The following is a 16,509-nucleotide window of genomic DNA, read 5'->3' as shown; positions in this document are numbered from 1 at the left end:
GTCGTTGCGGCCAGTGGCTTTGGACGAATCGGCCATGGCCGCTGGCTGACGCCAGCGCGATAGTGCGGGCGACCGCCGGCGCAGACCGGCTCATCTGGAGACAAATGCCATGGCCTTCACCCGCCGCACCGCCTTGCTGGCCGCTGCCAGCGCCCCCTGGCTGCCGCTGCCCGCCTTCGCCAGGAAGTACGACACCGGCGCCAGCGACACCGAGATCCGCATCGGCAACACCGTGCCCTACAGCGGGCCGGCCTCGGCCTTCGGCGTGTTCGGCAAGACCGCCAGCGCCTACTTCCGCAAGGTCAACGAGGAGCAGGGCGGCGTGGGTGGCCGCAAGATCAACTTCCTGAGCCTGGACGACGCCTACTCCCCGCCCAAGACCGTGGAGGCCACGCGCAAGCTCGTGGAATCCGAGGGCGTGCTGCTGATGTTCAACCAGCTCGGAACGGCCTCGAACGCGGCGATCCAGAAGTACATGAACGCCAAGAAGGTTCCGCACCTGTTCCTGTCCACAGGGGCCAGCCGCTTCATCGACCCCAAGGGCGCGCCCTGGTCGATGGCCTTCCTGGCCGGCTACGAGATCGAGGGCGCGGTCTACGCCGCCCACATCGTCAAGACCAATCCGAACGCCAAGATCGCCGTGCTGTCGCAGGCCGACGACTACGGCCGCGACTTCCTGCGCGGCTTCAAGGCCGGGCTGGGCAACAAGGTCGGCAACATCGTGGCCGAGGCGACCTACGAGCCGACCGACCCCACGGTGGATTCGCAGATCGTGGGCTTCAAGGCCTCGGGTGCCGACGTGTTCATGAACATCAGCCTGCCCAAGCAGGCGCTGCAGGCGATCCGCAAGTCGGCCGAGCTGGGCTGGAAGCCGGCCTACTACCTGATCGGCTCGGCCTCTGGCGTCAACACCACCATGGTGCCGGCAGGCCGCGAGCGCTCCACCGGCATCTTCTCGGCCACCTACTGGAAGGACCCGAGCGACCCGGGCTGGAAGGACGACCCCGGCGTGAAGGACTACCACGCCTTCATGAAGCAGTACTACCCCGATGGCGACCCGACGGACCGCGTCTGCTACAACGGCTACAGCGCCTCGCAGCTCATGGTGCACGTGCTCAGGCAGTGCGGCGACGAGCTCACGCGCGAGAACGTCATGAAGCAGGCCACCAGCCTCAAGAACGTGGAACTGCCGCTGCTGATCCCCGGCATCCGCGTGAACACGAGTGCCGACGACTACCGCGTGATCCGCGCCATGCAGCTCACGCGCTTCGACGGCGACAAGTTCGTCAACGTGGGCGACGTGATCGGCTTCTGATGGCAGCCGACGCGCAACCGATCGACTTCTGGTTCGACTTCCTCTCGCCCTACGGCTACTTCGCGTCCACGCGCATCGATGCGCTCGCGGCCCAGTACGGCCGCAGCGTGCGCTGGCGCGCGTTCTACATGCGCGGGATCATGCAGGACAAGCTGGGCCAGACCCGGCCCTTCCTGGAGGTGCCGCTCAAGGGCGACTACTACAGGCGCGACGTGCCGCGCATGGCGCGCTGGTTCGGCCTGCCGTTCAAGTCCGGGGGCCTCTCCAACTTCATCAGCGCCAACGCCTGCCGCGCGTTCTGGCTCCTCGATGACCTCGATCCCATCCTGGCCAAGCGTTTCGCGCGCGAAATCTTCGAGTGGCACCATGTGCGCGCGACGCCGCCCAACACGCCCGAGCAGATCGCGCAGGCCGCCGCCAACGTGGGGCTGGACGCTGCGCGACTGGACATCGCCGCGGCGGTGCAGCAGGCGCCGGCCAAGGAACGCCTGCGCGTGGAGACCGACGCGGCGGTGGAGGCCGGCGTGTGGGGCACGCCGACCTTCGTGGTCGACGGCGAGATGTTCTGGGGTGCCGACCGCCTGCACCTGGTGGACGACTGGCTGCGGCGCGGCGGCTGGTGAGGCCGCCGCGTGCCGTTCACTGCACCTGCACCTCGATGCGGCGCGGCTGCGCGTGCGCAGCCTTGGGGATGCGCAGCTTCAGCACGCCGTTGGCCAGCTCGGCCGCCACCTTCTCGGAGTCCAGCTCCTTGCTGAGCGTGAACACACGGCGAAAGCGCGCCAGCCCCACCTCGGTGTGGCTGGAGACCAGGTCGGGCGGAACGGCCAGGCCGCTCTCGGCCTCGATGGTCAGGGTGTCGGCCTCGACCTGCAGCTGCAGCTTGTCCCGGGTGACGCCGGGCAGGTCGGCGTACAGCGTGATGCCGCCTGCATCCTCGATCACGTCGACCGGGGGCGTGAGCGCATCCGATGCATAGCGCGCGCCAGCGTCGCGTGCCGCGCCCGTCTTCTGTACCTCGTGTTGCTTGTCCATGGTGTTGCTCCTTGCAGGCTGGGGGTTCATTGCACGGTGATGCGGCGCGGCTGCGCCGAGGCCTTGCGGCGCACGGTGATGTGCAGCACGCCGTCGCGCAGGCGCGCCTCCACGCCGTCCGGGTCGGCGTCTTCGGGCATGCTCAGCGCGCGCCGGAACCGGCCCGCGAAGCGTTCGTTGATGTGCACGGCGGCCTTGCTGTCGGCCTGCGGCAGGCTGCTCTTGCGCTCGCCGGCGATGCTGAGCAGGCCGCGTTCAAGGTGCACTTCCAAGGATGCAGGGTCCAGCCCCGGCGCGAACGCGTAGATCTCGATGGCGCTGGCCGTGCCGCCCACGTTCAGCGCGGGGTAGCCGTTGCGGGCGAAGCCGCGGATGCTGGGAGACAGATCGAAGGCCTGCTGCATCTCGCGTTGCAGGCGATCCATCTCGGCGACCATGTCGCGGGGAAAGAGCGATCGGTACATGCGAAACCTCCATAGGATGAAACGGATGGCGCGCCGGAGGCGTCCTCCAGCGCTTCCGGTGACGATGTAGGGGTCGCCGCGCGGCGTTTCAAGAGGGTCGCTGTGGCGCTTTGTGCCAACATGCTTGGACGATTCCGCCATGGCCGCGCGCGGCCGGCGCGGCGATAGTCCAGGTGGGCCGGTGCACGCCGACGGCCACCCATTTCAACAGGAGACAAACACATGGCAGGACCCCTGGAGGGCATTCGCGTGCTGGATCTGTCGGCCGTGCTGTCCGGCCCCATCGCGGCCGGCATGCTGGCCGACCAGGGCGCCGACGTGGTCAAGATCGAGTCGCCGGACGGCGACACCTCGCGCCGCATCGGCCCGCGCAAGGCCGACATCTCGGCCATGTTCCTGGCCGCCAACCGCGGCAAGCGCTCGCTGGTGCTGGACTTGAAGCAATCCGCCGCGCAGCAGATCGTGCGCGAACTCGCGCAGCGCGCCGACGTGCTGATCGAGAACTTCCGCCCCGGCGCCATGGACCGCCTGGGCCTGGGCCACGAGGCCCTGCTGGCGCTGAACCCGCGCCTGGTCTACCTGTCGATCAGCGGCTTCGGCCAGACCGGCCCGAATGCGGGCGAGCGCGCCTACGATGCCGTGATCCAGGCTGTCTCGGGCATCAGCGCCTCGCACCGCAACCAGATCAGCGGCGACCCGCAGGTGCTGGCCGCCGCGCTGTGCGACAAGCTCACGGCGCTGACGGCTGCGCAGGCCATCTGCGCCGCGCTGCTGGCCCGCACACGCACCGGCAAGGGGCAGTGGGTGGAACTGGCCATGCTGGACGCGGCCGTGTCCTTCCAGTGGCCGGACGCCATGTACAACCACATCTGGCTCGACGACGCACCGCCGGCCTCACCCGAGTTCGGTGTGAGCCAGAAGCCCTGGAAGACCTCGGATGGTTATGCCGTGGCCTCGGGCCCGCAGCCGGTGGAATTCGCCGCCATGTGCGCGGGCTTCGGCCGGCCCGAGCTGGCCAAGGACCCGCGCTTCGCGAGCGTGGACGGGCGCTTTCGCCATGCGGCCGCGCTGCGCGAGGAGCTTGACCCCCAGGCCGCCGCCCTCGACACGGCCACCATGCTGGAGCGCATGCGCACGCAGAACTGCCCCGTGGGCCGCGTGAACGAGCGCCACGAGGTGCTGGCCGACCCGCAAGTCCTGCACAACCGCACGCTGGTCGAGGTGGACCATGGGGAACTGGGCCGCGTGCGCCTGCCGCGATCGCCCGCGCAGTTCAACGGCACGCCCGCCGCAGCCCCCGGCCCGGCGCCGCACCTGGGCCAGCATGCGGCCGATGTGCTGGCCGAACTGGGTCATGACGCAGCGCAGCAAAATGCCTGGCGCGCGGCCGGCGTGCTGGGCCCCGCGCCCGCGTTTCCAAAATCGTCCGTTCCGACGACGCCCCGCTGAGGCACCGCCGCGAACATCCCGCCCGGACCCCTGATCGCTAAGGAGACATTCGCATGGCAGAAGCATTCATCGTCGCCGCCACCCGCACCGCTGGTGGTCGCCGCAACGGCCGCCTGGCCGGCTGGCACCCGGCTGACCTGGCCGCCCAGGTGCTGGACGCACTGGTGGCCCGCACCGGCGCCGACCCGGCCCTGGTCGAAGACGTGATCCTCGGCTGCGTGGGCCAGTCCGGCGAGCAGTCCACCAACATCGCGCGCAATGCCGTGCTGGCCTCCAGCCTGCCCGAATCCGTGCCCGGCACCTCCATCGACCGCCAGTGCGGCTCCTCGCAGCAGGCCCTGCACTTCGCGGCCCAGGCCGTGATGGCCGGCAGCATGGACGTGGTGATCGCCGCCGGCGTGGAAAGCATGACGCGCGTGCCCATGGGCTCGCCCGCCATCCTGGCCGCCAAGGCCGGCCAGGGCAGCTACATGAGCCCGGCCATGCAGCAGCGCTACCCCGGCATCCAGTTCAGCCAGTTCACGGGCGCTGAGCAAATCGCGGTGAACTACGGCCTGTCCAAGGAGCAGCTCGACGCGTTCGCGCTGCTGAGCCACCAGCGCGCCATCGCGGCGACCAAGGCCGGCCATTTCCAGGGCGAGATCCTGCCCGTGGCCGTGCGCATGGCCGATGGCACAGAGCCCGGCGAGCAGCACCTGGCCGACGAAGGCATCCGCTACGAGGCCACTTTGGAGAGCATCGCCGCGGTCAAGCTGATCGCCGAGGGCGGCCGCTGCACGGCTGCCAGCGCCAGCCAGATCTGCGACGGCGCCAGCGGCGTGATGGTCGTCAACGAGCGCGGCCTGAAGGCCCTGGGCGTCCAACCGCTGGCCCGCATCCACCACATGAGCGTGCTGGGCCACGACCCGGTGATCATGCTGGAGGCGCCCATTCCCGCCACGCAGCGTGCGCTGAAGAAGGCCGGCATGTCGATCTCCGACATCGACCTGTTCGAGGTCAACGAAGCTTTCGCGCCGATCCCGCTGGCCTGGCTGCAGGCCACCGGTGCCGACCCGGCACGCCTGAACGTGCACGGCGGCGCGATCGCGCTGGGCCACCCGTTGGGCGCCTCGGGCACCAAGCTCATGGCCACGCTGGTCCATGCGCTCGGCACGCACGGCAAGCGCTACGGCCTGCAGACCATGTGCGAAGGCGGCGGCATGGCCAACGTGACCATCATCGAGCGGCTCTGAGCCACGCTTCCCGGCGGGCGCCCGCAGCAGCGCCTGCCGCGTCCCCCACCAAGAACAAAGGATCGACGCATGGCACAAGACCGTGATCGTGGAGACAAACCCCTGCTGCACATCGAGGGCGTCACGGTGCGCTTCGGCGGCATCGTGGCGCTGGACGGCGTGTCGTTCGACGTCGCGCGCGGCCAGATCTGCGGGCTGATCGGCCCCAACGGGGCAGGAAAGAGCACGCTGTTCAACTGCCTCTCGCGCCTCTACACCTTCAGCAGCGGCCGCATCGAGTTCGAGGGCCAGCCGCTGGCCAGCCTGCCGCGCCACAAGATGGCCGGCCTGGGCATCGGCCGCACCTTCCAGAACCTGGCGCTGTTCCGCACCATGACCGTGCTGGAGAACGTGCTGATCGGCTGCCACAGCAAGCACCACGCGGGCTTTCTGCGCAACGCCTTCCGGCTGCCCGGCGTGGCCCGCATCGAGGCCGATGCGCTTGCGCGTGCGCACGAACTGATCGCCTTCCTGGAACTGGGCGCGGTGGCCGACCGCACCGTGGCCGACCTGCCGTTCGGCACGCAAAAGCGCGTGGAACTCGCGCGCGCGCTGGCGTCGGAGCCGCAGCTGCTGCTGCTCGACGAGCCGGCCTGCGGCCTGAACCACGAGGAACTGGAAAGCCTGGGCGAACTGATCCTGGACATCCGCAACCGGCGCAAGGTCACCGTGCTGCTCGTGGAGCACCACATGAGCCTGGTGATGGGCGTGTCGGACAAGGTGGTCGCGCTGAACTTCGGCAAGAAGATCGCCGAAGGCACGCCGGCCGAGGTGCGCCGGCATCCCGAGGTGATCCGGGCCTACCTGGGTGAAGACGAGACGGAGACGGCATGACGAAGCTTCTGGAAGTCCGCGGCCTGCATGCCGCCTACGGCCCCACGCGTGTGCTGCAGGGCATCGACATCGACGTGTCCGAAGGCGAGGTCGTCGCCTTGCTGGGCGCCAACGGCGCCGGCAAGACCACCACGCTGCGCGCGCTGTGCCAGATGATGGTCAGCACGCAGGGCACGATCACGCTGGCGGGCCAGCGCATCGACGGCCGCGCCACCGAGCAGATCGCCAAGGCTGGTGTGGGCCACGTGCCCGATGGCCGTGGCACCTTCCTGGGCCTCACGACCGAGGAGAACCTGCGCCTGGGCGCCTACGCCCGCGCGAGCCGCGCCGGCATCGAAGACGATCTGGCCAAGGTCTACGGCTACTTCCCGCGCCTGAAGGAGCGCCATGCCCAGCAGGCCGGAACGCTGTCCGGCGGCGAGCAGCAGATGCTGGCCATCGGCCGCGCGCTGATGGGCAAGCCGCGCCTGTTGCTGCTGGACGAGCCCTCGTTCGGCCTGGCCCCGCTGATCGTGAAGGACATCTTCTCCATCATGCGGCGCATCAACCAGGAGGAGCGTGTCTCCATCCTGCTGGTGGAGCAGAACGCCAAGCTGGCGCTGGAATTGGCCAGCACCGCCTACCTGATCGAGACCGGCCGCATCGTGCTGTCCGGGCCCTCGGCCGAGATCCGCAGCAACGACGCGGTGCGCCGCGCGTACTTGGGGGAATAGACAGATGGACGCATTCATCCACCAACTGCTGGCGGGCCTGGCCACTGGCGGCATCTACGCCAGCGTGGCGCTGGCCCTGGTCATGATCTACCAGGCCACGCACCACATCAATTTCGCCCAGGGCGAGATGGCGATGTTCTCCACCTTCATCGCCTGGAGCCTGATCCAGGCCGGCTTCCCGTACTGGGCCGCTTTCGTGGCCACGGTGGTGATCTCCTTCATCCTTGCCGCCGTGGTCGAGTTCACCGTGATCCGGCCCATGCACGACAAGCCCGTGCTGTCGGTGGTCGTGGTGTTCATCGGCCTCCTGGTGATCTTCCACAGCGTGGCGGGCTGGCTGTTCGGCTACACCATCAAGCAGTTCCCGAGCCCCTTCCCGTCGGACGCCTGGTTCGCCACGTCCATGATGTCGGCGCACGAGGTCGGCGCGATCTTCGTCACACTGTGCGTGGTGGCGCTGCTGTTCAGCTTCTTCCGCTTCACGCCGCTGGGCCTGGCCATGCGCGCCGCGGCGCAGAACCCGGTGTCCTCGCGCCTGGTGGGCATCAACGTGGGCCGCATGCTGATGCTGGGCTGGGGCCTGGCCGGTGCCATCGGCGCCGTGGCCGGCATGATGGTCGCGCCCGTGGTCTTCCTCGACCCGCACATGATGAGCGGCGTGCTGCTGTACGCCTTCGCCGGTGCGCTGATCGGCGGCATCGACAACCCGGTGGGCGCCGTGCTCGGCGGCTTCATCGTCGGCGTGCTGGAGAACCTGATCGGCACCTACGTGGTGGGCACCGAGCTCAAGCTGTCGGTGGCACTCGTGCTGATCGTCGGCGTGCTCATCGTCAAGCCTTCCGGCCTCATGGGCCGCACCATCGTCACGCGGGTCTGAACGCCATGAACACGCAAGTCTCTTCCGCCCTGCCGATCGCGCCGGCCGCTGCACCCGCTGCACGGGCCCAGGCACCCGCCTCGCGCCAGACCCTGGTCTGGGTCAGCCTGCTGGTGCTGGTCGCCATCGCGCTGACCTTCTTCCTGAAGGGCTACCAGCTGTTCCAGGCCACCATGGTGCTGTCGTACGCGATCGCGCTGCTGGGCCTGAACATCCTGACCGGCTACAACGGCCAGATCTCGCTGGGCCACGGCGCGTTCTATGCCATCGGTGCCTACACCACGGGCATCCTGATGGAGCACGCCAGCATGCCGTACTTCCTCACGGTGCCCTCGGCCGCCGTGGTCTGCCTGATCGTCGGCTACCTGTTCGGCCGGCCAGCGCTCAAGCTCGAAGGCCTGTACCTGGCGCTGGCCACCTTCGCGCTGGGCGTGGCCATGCCGCAGCTGCTCAAGTACAAGCACCTGGAGCAGTGGACCGGCGGCGTGCAGGGCATCGTGCTCATGAAGCCGGGCGCACCGTTCGGCCTGCCGCTCACCGAAGACCAGTGGGTCTACCTGTTCTCGCTGCTGGTCACGGTGGTCATGTTCGTGATCGCCCACAACCTGCTGCAAAGCGGCAGCGGCCGGGCCATGCGCGCGATCCGCGACCACGCCATGGCGGCCGAGGCCATGGGCGTGGACAACAGCCACTACAAGGCCATGACCTTCGGCGTGTCGGCCGCGTTCACGGGCGTGGGCGGTGCGCTGTCGGCCATCGCCGTGCAGTTCGTCGCGCCCGATTCGTTCACGCTGTTCCTGTCGATCTCGCTGCTGGTGGGCATCGTGGTCGGCGGCGTGGGCACGCTGTACGGCGCGATCTTCGGCGCCATCTTCATCATGTTCGTGCCGACCTTCGCCGAGAAGGTCTCCAAGGCCGCGCCCTGGGCCGTCTACGGCGTGGTGCTGATCATCTTCATGTTCGCCATGCCGGGTGGCGTGGTCGGGCTGCTGCGCAAGATCCAGGCGCGCTTCGGCCGTGCAGGATGAGCGTGCACAGCTGCTGGACGCCTTGCAGGCACTGGCCGGTCGGCTGGTGCAGGGGGGCGGCCCGGTAGCCGAACTGCGCCGCCTGTCGGGTGGCGCCAGCCAGCAGACCTGGGCCTTCACGGTAGCCGGCACACCGCTGATCCTGCGCCGTGCGGCCACCGCGGAACACGGGCGCAACCATGGCTCCGCGGGCCTGGCCAACGAGGCGGCCCTGATCACTGCGGCACATGGCGCCGGCGTGCCGGTGCCGGCCGTGCGCCATGTGCTGCGGCCCGAGGACGGTGCCGGCGACGGCTTCGTGATGGACCGCCTGGAAGGCGAGACGCTGGGGCGGCGCATCGTGCGCGACCCGGCGCTGGCCGGTGCCCGCCGCGTGCTGGCGCGGCAGTGCGGTGCGGCCATGGCACGCATCCACGGCCTGGCAACCGAGCGATTGCCCCCTCTGCGCACAGCCTGCGCGCGCGCCGAGCTGGACTTCCAGGCCGGGCTGCACAGGGAGCATGGGACGGTGCGGCCGGTGTTCGCGCTGGCCCTGCAATGGCTGGCGCGCCACGCGCCCGACGATGTGGCCCGCCCAGTGCTCGTGCACGGCGACTTCCGCAACGGCAACCTGATGGTCGATGCCGACGGCCTGTGCGGCGTGCTCGACTGGGAACTGGCCCATCTGGGCGACCCCATGGAAGACCTGGGCTGGATCTGCGTGCGCTCCTGGCGCTTCGGTGGCGGCAAGGCGCTGCCGGTGGGTGGCTTCGGCACGCGCGAGGCGCTCTGTGCGGGCTATGTCGAGGCGGGCGGCCGGCTCGACGCCGCGCGGCTGCGCTGGTGGGAGATGCTGGGCACGCTCAAGTGGGGCATCGTCTGCGAGTCCATGGTGCAGTCCTGGATCGACGGCTCCGAACCTGAACTCGAGAAGGCGGCCATCGGCCGGCGCGCCTCGGAAGTCGAGTCCGACCTGCTGGCCCTGCTGGCCGAGGAGAGCACCTGATGCAGGACCGACCACACGCGCCCGAGCTGCTGCAGGCCGTGGCGCAATTCCTGCGCGAACGCGTGCTGCCCGCCACCGAGGGGGCGCTGGCCTACCAGGTGCGTGTGGCCGCCAATGCGCTGGGCATCGCGCAACGCGAGGCGGAGCAGGGGGCTGCCGCTCAGGCGCGCGAGGCCGAGGGTCTGCGCGTGCTGCTGGGCGCCGACGCCCCAGTCGAGTTGCAAGCCGCCAACCGCCTGCTGTGCGAACGCATCGCCGCAGGCGCCATGGACCTGGCCACGCCGGGCCTGCTCGCGCACCTGCAAGCCACGACGGCGGCCAAGCTCGCCATCGACCAACCCGGGTACTCCGACGAACCATGAACTTCGATCTTCCAGCTGACCTCGTGGCCTACCTGGCCGAACTCGACGCCTTCATCGAACGCGAGATCGTGCCGCTGCAGCAGCAGGACGACAACCAGCGCTTCTTCGACCACCGGCGCGAATGGGCGCGCACCGACTTCGAGAACGGCGGCCTGCCGCGCCACGAGTGGGAAGCGCTGCTGGGCGAGGCGCGCCGGCGCGCCGACCGTGCCGGCCACCTGCGCTTCGCGCTGCCCAAGGCCTATGGCGGGCAGGACGGCAGCAACCTCTGGATGGCCGTGATCCGCGACCACTTCGCGGCCAAGGGCCTGGGGCTGCACAACGACCTGCAGAACGAGCACTCCATCGTCGCCAACAACCCCTTCGTGCTGATCCTGCGCGACTTCGGCACAGCAGCCCAGCAGCAGGAGTTCACGCAGGGCATGCTGGACGAGCGCTTCAAGATCGCCTTCGGCCTGACCGAGCCCAACCACGGCTCGGACGCCACGCACATGGAGACCCGCGCCGTGCGCGAGACGCGCGGCGGCCGTGCCGGCTTTCGCATCGATGGCGAGAAGATGTGGACCACGGGCATGCACATCGCCACGCACTGCCTGGTGTTCGCACGCACCAGCGGCGCGGACGGTGCGGCCAAAGGCATCAGCGCGCTGCTGGTGCCATCGAAGACCGAGGGCGTGAAGGTCGAGGAATACCTCTGGACCTTCAACATGCCGACCGACCACCCGCGCGTGAGCTTCGCCAACGTCTGGGTGCCGGAGGACGCACTGCTGGGCCCGCTGGACGGCGGCCTGGCCATCGCCCAGCACTTCGTGCACGAGAACCGCATCCGCCAGGCCGCCTCCAGCCTGGGCGCGGCCGACTACTGCGTGCGCGAGAGCGTGCGCTACGCACGCGAGCGCAAGCCCTTCGGCGAGGAACTCGCGCGCAACCAGGGCATCCAGTTCCCGCTGGTGGAACTCGCGACCCAGGTGGAGATGCTGCGCCTGTTGATCCGCAAGACCGCTTGGCAGATGGACCAGATGCCCAAGCCCGAGGTCGAAAAGCGCCTGTCGGACAAGGTGTCGATGTGCAACTACTGGGCGAACCGCCTGGTCTGCGAGGCGGCCGACCGCGCCATGCAGGTGCACGGCGGCATGGGCTATTCGCGCCACAAGCCCTTCGAGCACATCTACCGCCACCATCGCCGCTACCGCATCACCGAAGGGTCCGAAGAGATCCAGATGCGCAAGGTGGCCGGCCACCTGTTCGGCTACATGGGCGCGGGCAAGCACTGATTCGTTCCACAAGAGCAACGAGGAGACACGCATGCAGATGAACCGACGACAGATCGCCCTGGCCGCGGCCGCGCTGGCCACCGTGCCCACCCTGGCCCTGGCCCAGAAGAAGTACGACCCCGGCGCCAGCGACACCGAGATCGTGCTGGGCATGCCCATGCCGCTGTCGGGCCCGGTCTCGGGCTACGCCATCGTGGGCAAGGTGGCCGAAGCCTACTTCAAGCAGCTCAACGAGCAGGGCGGCATCAACGGCCGCAAGGTCAGGTTGTTGGTCTACGACGACCAGTATTCCCCGCCCAAGACCGTGGAGGTGGCGCGCCGCATGGTCGAGCAGGACGAGATCCTGGCCATGTTCGGCAACCTGGGCACGGCACCCAACCTGGCGATCCAGCGCTACATGAATGCCAGGAAGGTGCCGCAACTGTTCGTGCAGAGCGGCGCGAGCCAGTTCAACGACGGCGAGAAGTTTCCCTGGACTTCGCCCTTTCTGGGCAGCTACCAGGGCGAGGGCCGGGTGTTTGCGGCCCACATCCTGGCCAACAAACCCGGTGCCAAGGTGGCGCTGCTGATGCAGAACGACGACCTGGGCCGCGAGATCCAGAAGGGCCTGCAGCAGGGGCTCGCGGGCAAGACCGCCAAGCTGGTCGCGCAGGCCAGCTTCGAGGTGACCGATCCGACGATCGATTCGCAGATCGTGCAGCTCAAGACCGCGGGCGCGGACGTGCTGGTGCTGGCCGCCACCGCGCGCACCGTGGCCCAGGCGCTGCGCAAGGCGGCCGAGATCGGCTGGGAGCCCGACCGCTACGTGAACCTGGCGGGCTCCTCGGTCAAGATGGCCTTCGAGCCGGCCGGGGCCGACAAGGCCAAGGGCGCGGTCACGCTGTCGGCCTGGAAGGAGCCCGCGAGCAAGCGCTGGGCCGACGACTCCGAGATGCAGGCCTACCTCGCCCTGCTCAAGACCCATGCGCCCGGCGTGGATCCGAACAACTCCTCGGGCGTCTCGGGCTATGTGGTGGGCCAGCTCATGGCCCACATCCTGCGCGAGTGCGGCGACGAGCTCACGCGCGACAAGGTGCGGCGCATCGCCAGCAACCTGAAGCAGCCCAAGATCGCCATGCTGCTGCCCGGCGTCAGCATCAGCACCTCGCCGCAGGACCTGCATGTGTTTGCGGCCCTGCAGCCCGTGCGCTACAACGGGGTCGACCTCGACCCCATCGGTTCCGTCCTCAGCTTGAAGTGAGCACCCTCATGACCATCGAAAACCCCCTGCTCGAAGAGCGCCACGGCGATGTCCTCGTCATCAGCCTGAACATCCCCGAGCGCCTGAACCCGATCGCGCGCGAACTGCAGCATGCGCTGCGCGCGCGCCTGGCCACGCTGCGCGAGGACCGCAGTGTCGCGGCCCTCGTGCTCACTGGCGCGGGCCGCGCCTTCTGCGTGGGCGCCGACCTGTCCAGCAACATGGCCGGCAACGGCACGTCCGTCGGCCAGGCCAGCTATGAGGCCATGGAGTCGCTGTCCAACCGCATCATCGAGGACCTGCGCACGCTGCCCATGCCCGTGGTCAGCGCCGTCAACGGCCCGGCGGCCGGCGCCGGCGTGGGCATCGCGCTGGCGGCCGACGTGGTGGTGGCCGCGCGTTCGGCCTACTTCTACCTGCCCTTCATGCCCAAGCTGGGCATCGTGCCCGACCTGGGCACCACCTGGTTCCTGGAGCGCTTCGTCGGCCGCGCGCGCGCGGTGGGCATGACCATGCTCAACGAGAAGCTGTCGGCCGAGCAGGCCCTGCAGTGGGGGCTGATCTGGTCCGTCGTGGACGACGCCGACCTGCGCACCCAGGCCCTGGCCCTGGCGCAGCGGCTGGCCAAGCTGCCGGCGCATGCCGCGCGCGAGGTGCGCGCGGCCTACGACTCGGCCGGCCGCGTGTCGCTGGTGGAGCAGATGCGCTATGAGGCCGAGCGCCAGCGCGAGCTGCTCGACGCACCCTCGTTCGCCGAGGGCGTGAAGGCGTTTCGCGAGAAAAGAGATCCAATCTTTCCAAGAAATTGATCGTTTTTCGGACATGTAGTCCGAATAGGCGAGAATGCGCGCCGTCATGCTCAAGCGCGTTCCCGTCGCCGATCTGACCCTCGGCATGTTCCTGCACCGTTTCGATGGCGCGTGGATGGACCATCCGTTCTGGCGTCAGAACTTCCTGCTCGAATCCGCCGAGGATTTGGCGCGCATCCGCGCCTCCGGCGTGCGGGCCGCCTGGGTCGACATGGCGCGCAGCGTATTGCCCGAAGCTGCGCTGGCGGCCGCACAGCCAGCGGCCCAGGAGCCGGCCCAGCCCGCACCGTCGCGGCGCGCACCGACCGGCATGGAAGACGAGCTGCGCACCGCCGTCAAGCTCTGCGGCCAGGCGCGCGAATGCATCACCACCGTGTTCGAGGCGGCGCGCATGGGCCACCTGACCGATTCGTCGGCCGCGCGCGGCCTGGTGGAGGATGTCTGCGACTCGGTGCTGCGCAACCCGGGCGCGCTGATCAGCCTGGCGCGCCTGAAGACCGCCGACAGCTACACCTACATGCATTCGGTGGCGGTCTGCGCGCTGATGGTGTCGCTGGCCACCCAGCTGGGCCTGGACGAGCAGCAGACGCGCGACGCCGGCCTGGCCGGCCTGCTGCACGACATCGGCAAGGCCAAGGTGCCGTTGTCCATCCTGAACAAGCCCGGCAAGCTCACTGACGCGGAATTCGACGTCGTGCGCAGCCACCCGGAGCATGGCCACGCCATGCTGCTGGCTTGCGGAGACGTGGGCGAGGCCGTACTCGACGCCTGCCTGCACCACCACGAGAAGATGGACGGCAGCGGCTACCCGCGCCGCCTGCAGGGCCAGGCCATCAGCCGCATCGCGCGCATGGCGGCACTGTGCGACGTCTACGACGCGGTGACCTCCGACCGCCCCTACAAGAAGGCCTGGGACCCGGCCGAGGCCGTGCGCCGCATGGCCGAATGGGCCGGCGGGCACTTCGACAAGGCGCTGTTCCAGGCCTTCGTCAAGAGCGTGGGCATCTACCCCGTGGGCTCGCTCGTGCGGCTCAGCTCCGGCCGGCTGGCGGTGGTGGTGGAGCAGTCGCCCGCGCTGACCACGCCCAAGGTCAAGATCTTCTTCTCGACCAAGGCGCAGCTGCGCCTGGTGCCCGAAGTGCTGGACCTCTCGCGCACCGTGAACGAGAAGATCGTGGCGCGCGAAGACCCGGCGCAATGGCGTTTCACCGACCTCGACGAACTGTGGGCGGGTTTCCCGGTGCAGCCATGGTGATGCCCGGCGCCCGCCCCGCGCTGCGCACCGTGGCGCTGTTCGAAACCGCCAAGGGCCTTCTGGCGCTGCTGGGCGCCTCCGGTCTGCTGGTGTTCGCGCACCGCGACCTGCAAGCCCTGGCGCTGCGCCTGCTGGAGCACATGCACCTGAATCCGGCGGCGCGCTACCCGCACATCTTCGTGCAGGCCATCGAGCATCTGCAGGACCAGAAACTCACCTGGCTGGCGCTGGGGGCGGCGGCCTATGCGCTGCTGCGCCTGGCCGAGGGCTACGGGCTGTGGCGCGGACGCGCCTGGGCCGAATGGCTGGCGGCGGGCAGCGGTGCGATCTACCTGCCGTTCGAGGTGGCCGAGCTGCTGCGTCGGCCGGGCTGGCTCAGCGTGTCGATGCTGCTGCTCAATGCCGGCATCGTGGTGCTGATGCTGCGCGCGCTGCGCCAGCGGGGGGCGCAGCCGCGCTGGCGTTCCTGAAGCACGCAGGCGAGGGCGCTGCCGGCATGCCCCGCAAACGCTGCGCCGGATCGCCCGATACTGTGGGAATCCAGCAGCCCGTCGGGAGGAACCGAGATGAAGCCTTTTGCCAACGTGTACACCGGCGTTGTGACGCATGAGGACCCGCAGGTGCACGACCCGCAGCGCGCGATGCTGGATGCAACGCCGGACTGCGTGAAGATGCTCACCCTGGACGGTCGGGTGCTGACGATGAACAGGGCCGGCTGCCAGGCCCTGGGTGTGGCCGAAGATGCCGTGGCCGGGATGCAGTGGCTGGGGCTGTTGCCGCCGGAAGTCCGCGCTGCGGGCGAGGCTGCGCTGCGCAAGGCTGCCGCGGGCGAAAGCGTCCGCTTCCCGGGCCGCAGCGTATCGCCCGCGGGTACGCTGTTCTGGGACAACCTGCTGCTGCCGATCACCGGTGGCGGCGAAGCCGTCCTGTCCATCCTGTGCGTGTCGCGCGACGTGACCGAGATCACCCTGATGGAGCAGCAACTGCACGCGGCGGTGCAACGCGAGCAGCTGCTGGCGCACGAGATGCGCCACCGGATCAAGAACCTGTTCTCGGTGGTGTCCGGCCTGACCTACATCGCGCAAAGGGAACTGCGCGGTACCGGAACCGCGCAGGACATGGCGGCCGTGCTGCGGGACAAGCTCGCTGCGCTGTCGCGGGCGTCCGACGCCGTCTTCGCGCAGGCCGACGCCGGCGCCGATGCCGCTGCCTCCGATCTTGCCGCGCTGGCGGGGGCCGTGCTCCAGCCCTATGGTGCGCGCTGCACGCTCTCCGGTCCCGCGGCATCGGTCCACAGCGAAGCCATGACCACGCTGGCGCTGATCCTGCACGAGCTGGCGACGAACTCGGTGAAGTACGGAGCGCTCGGCATGGGCGACGGGCACGTCGCGCTGCACTGGTCGCTGCCCGATGGCGTGCTGGAGATGGTGTGGACCGAGACGGGTGGCCCGCAGGTCGCCGGGGCGCCGGGGCGCGCGGGCTTCGGCGGCGAGATGGTCGACCGCATCCTGCAGTCCGCGCGCGGCAGCATCGAGCGGACATGGCGCGTCGAAGGTCTCGTTGTGGTCCTGCGCCTGCCCCGTGTGGCGTGCGCCTGA

The 16,509-nt window shown here is 69.3% G+C and carries 18 protein-coding genes; 16 read left to right on the top strand and 2 right to left on the bottom strand.

The features are described from left to right. Window positions 1-109: 109 nt before the first annotated feature. Both ACSQ4M_RS33410 and ACSQ4M_RS33405 read left to right on the top strand, forming a co-directional pair. The gene (locus ACSQ4M_RS33410) at window positions 110-1,315 is read left to right on the top strand and encodes an ABC transporter substrate-binding protein (RefSeq protein ID WP_436193647.1); all 1,206 of its coding nucleotides are present in this window, start codon (window positions 110-112) and stop codon (window positions 1,313-1,315) included. Further along, window positions 1,315-1,938, top strand: coding sequence for a 2-hydroxychromene-2-carboxylate isomerase (locus ACSQ4M_RS33405; RefSeq protein ID WP_436193646.1), 624 nt, complete (start codon window positions 1,315-1,317; stop codon window positions 1,936-1,938). The genes ACSQ4M_RS33410 and ACSQ4M_RS33405 overlap by 1 nt, the downstream gene beginning before the upstream one ends. Before the next feature lie 16 nt (window positions 1,939-1,954). On the opposite strand, the gene ACSQ4M_RS33400 is transcribed toward ACSQ4M_RS33405, so the two are convergent. After that, window positions 1,955-2,350 (bottom strand): Hsp20/alpha crystallin family protein, encoded by a 396-nt coding sequence (locus ACSQ4M_RS33400; RefSeq protein WP_436193645.1) that lies wholly within the window; start codon window positions 2,348-2,350, stop codon window positions 1,955-1,957. 26 nt (window positions 2,351-2,376) lie between these two features. Continuing rightward, window positions 2,377-2,814, bottom strand: a complete 438-nt coding sequence (locus ACSQ4M_RS33395; protein ID WP_436193644.1) for an Hsp20/alpha crystallin family protein — start codon at window positions 2,812-2,814, stop codon at window positions 2,377-2,379. A 222-nt stretch (window positions 2,815-3,036) separates the two neighbouring features. Between ACSQ4M_RS33395 and ACSQ4M_RS33390 the strand changes: the two genes are divergently transcribed. The 14 genes from ACSQ4M_RS33390 to ACSQ4M_RS33325 all read left to right on the top strand — a co-directional run bounded on the left by ACSQ4M_RS33390 (window position 3,037) and on the right by ACSQ4M_RS33325 (window position 16,509). Next, on the top strand, window positions 3,037-4,263 hold the full coding sequence (locus ACSQ4M_RS33390) for a CaiB/BaiF CoA transferase family protein (protein ID WP_436193643.1): 1,227 nt from the start codon (window positions 3,037-3,039) through the stop codon (window positions 4,261-4,263). 53 nt (window positions 4,264-4,316) lie between these two features. Next, a complete protein-coding gene (locus tag ACSQ4M_RS33385) occupies window positions 4,317-5,495 on the top strand; it encodes an acetyl-CoA C-acetyltransferase (protein ID WP_436193642.1) in 1,179 nt (392 codons plus the stop codon). Between the two features lie 69 nt (window positions 5,496-5,564). Beyond that, window positions 5,565-6,368: an ABC transporter ATP-binding protein gene (locus ACSQ4M_RS33380; RefSeq protein WP_436193641.1), complete on the top strand. Its 804-nt coding sequence runs from the start codon at window positions 5,565-5,567 to the stop codon at window positions 6,366-6,368. Further along, window positions 6,365-7,081 (top strand): ABC transporter ATP-binding protein, encoded by a 717-nt coding sequence (locus ACSQ4M_RS33375; protein WP_056900657.1) that lies wholly within the window; start codon window positions 6,365-6,367, stop codon window positions 7,079-7,081. Before ACSQ4M_RS33380 ends, ACSQ4M_RS33375 begins: the two co-directional genes overlap by 4 nt. Before the next feature lie 4 nt (window positions 7,082-7,085). Then, complete coding sequence (locus ACSQ4M_RS33370) at window positions 7,086-7,958, top strand: branched-chain amino acid ABC transporter permease (protein ID WP_436193640.1); 873 nt, start codon at window positions 7,086-7,088, stop codon at window positions 7,956-7,958. A 5-nt stretch (window positions 7,959-7,963) separates the two neighbouring features. After that, complete coding sequence (locus ACSQ4M_RS33365; RefSeq protein WP_436193639.1) at window positions 7,964-8,986, top strand: branched-chain amino acid ABC transporter permease; 1,023 nt, start codon at window positions 7,964-7,966, stop codon at window positions 8,984-8,986. Further along, window positions 8,976-9,971 (top strand): phosphotransferase family protein, encoded by a 996-nt coding sequence (locus tag ACSQ4M_RS33360; RefSeq protein ID WP_436193638.1) that lies wholly within the window; start codon window positions 8,976-8,978, stop codon window positions 9,969-9,971. Before ACSQ4M_RS33365 ends, ACSQ4M_RS33360 begins: the two co-directional genes overlap by 11 nt. After that, on the top strand, window positions 9,971-10,333 hold the full coding sequence (locus ACSQ4M_RS33355) for a DUF6285 domain-containing protein (RefSeq protein WP_436193637.1): 363 nt from the start codon (window positions 9,971-9,973) through the stop codon (window positions 10,331-10,333). Before ACSQ4M_RS33360 ends, ACSQ4M_RS33355 begins: the two co-directional genes overlap by 1 nt. Continuing rightward, window positions 10,330-11,607 (top strand): acyl-CoA dehydrogenase family protein, encoded by a 1,278-nt coding sequence (locus ACSQ4M_RS33350; RefSeq protein WP_436193636.1) that lies wholly within the window; start codon window positions 10,330-10,332, stop codon window positions 11,605-11,607. Before ACSQ4M_RS33355 ends, ACSQ4M_RS33350 begins: the two co-directional genes overlap by 4 nt. Window positions 11,608-11,638: 31 nt before the next feature. Further along, window positions 11,639-12,847, top strand: a complete 1,209-nt coding sequence (locus ACSQ4M_RS33345) for an ABC transporter substrate-binding protein (RefSeq protein WP_436193635.1) — start codon at window positions 11,639-11,641, stop codon at window positions 12,845-12,847. Window positions 12,848-12,855: 8 nt separating this feature from the next. Then, the gene (locus ACSQ4M_RS33340; protein WP_436193634.1) at window positions 12,856-13,656 is read left to right on the top strand and encodes an enoyl-CoA hydratase-related protein; all 801 of its coding nucleotides are present in this window, start codon (window positions 12,856-12,858) and stop codon (window positions 13,654-13,656) included. 46 nt (window positions 13,657-13,702) lie between these two features. Next, window positions 13,703-14,911 (top strand): HD-GYP domain-containing protein, encoded by a 1,209-nt coding sequence (locus ACSQ4M_RS33335; RefSeq protein ID WP_436194112.1) that lies wholly within the window; start codon window positions 13,703-13,705, stop codon window positions 14,909-14,911. Beyond that, window positions 14,911-15,381, top strand: a complete 471-nt coding sequence (locus ACSQ4M_RS33330) for a DUF2127 domain-containing protein (protein ID WP_436193633.1) — start codon at window positions 14,911-14,913, stop codon at window positions 15,379-15,381. The genes ACSQ4M_RS33335 and ACSQ4M_RS33330 overlap by 1 nt, the downstream gene beginning before the upstream one ends. A gap of 96 nt (window positions 15,382-15,477) precedes the next feature. Next, complete coding sequence (locus ACSQ4M_RS33325; RefSeq protein WP_436193632.1) at window positions 15,478-16,509, top strand: sensor histidine kinase; 1,032 nt, start codon at window positions 15,478-15,480, stop codon at window positions 16,507-16,509.

This window comes from Pseudorhodoferax sp. LjRoot39 (assembly GCF_964253035.1).
Taxonomy (GTDB): Bacteria; Pseudomonadota; Gammaproteobacteria; order Burkholderiales; family Burkholderiaceae_C; genus Pseudorhodoferax.
This window is presented reverse-complemented; position numbering and strand designations above follow the sequence as displayed.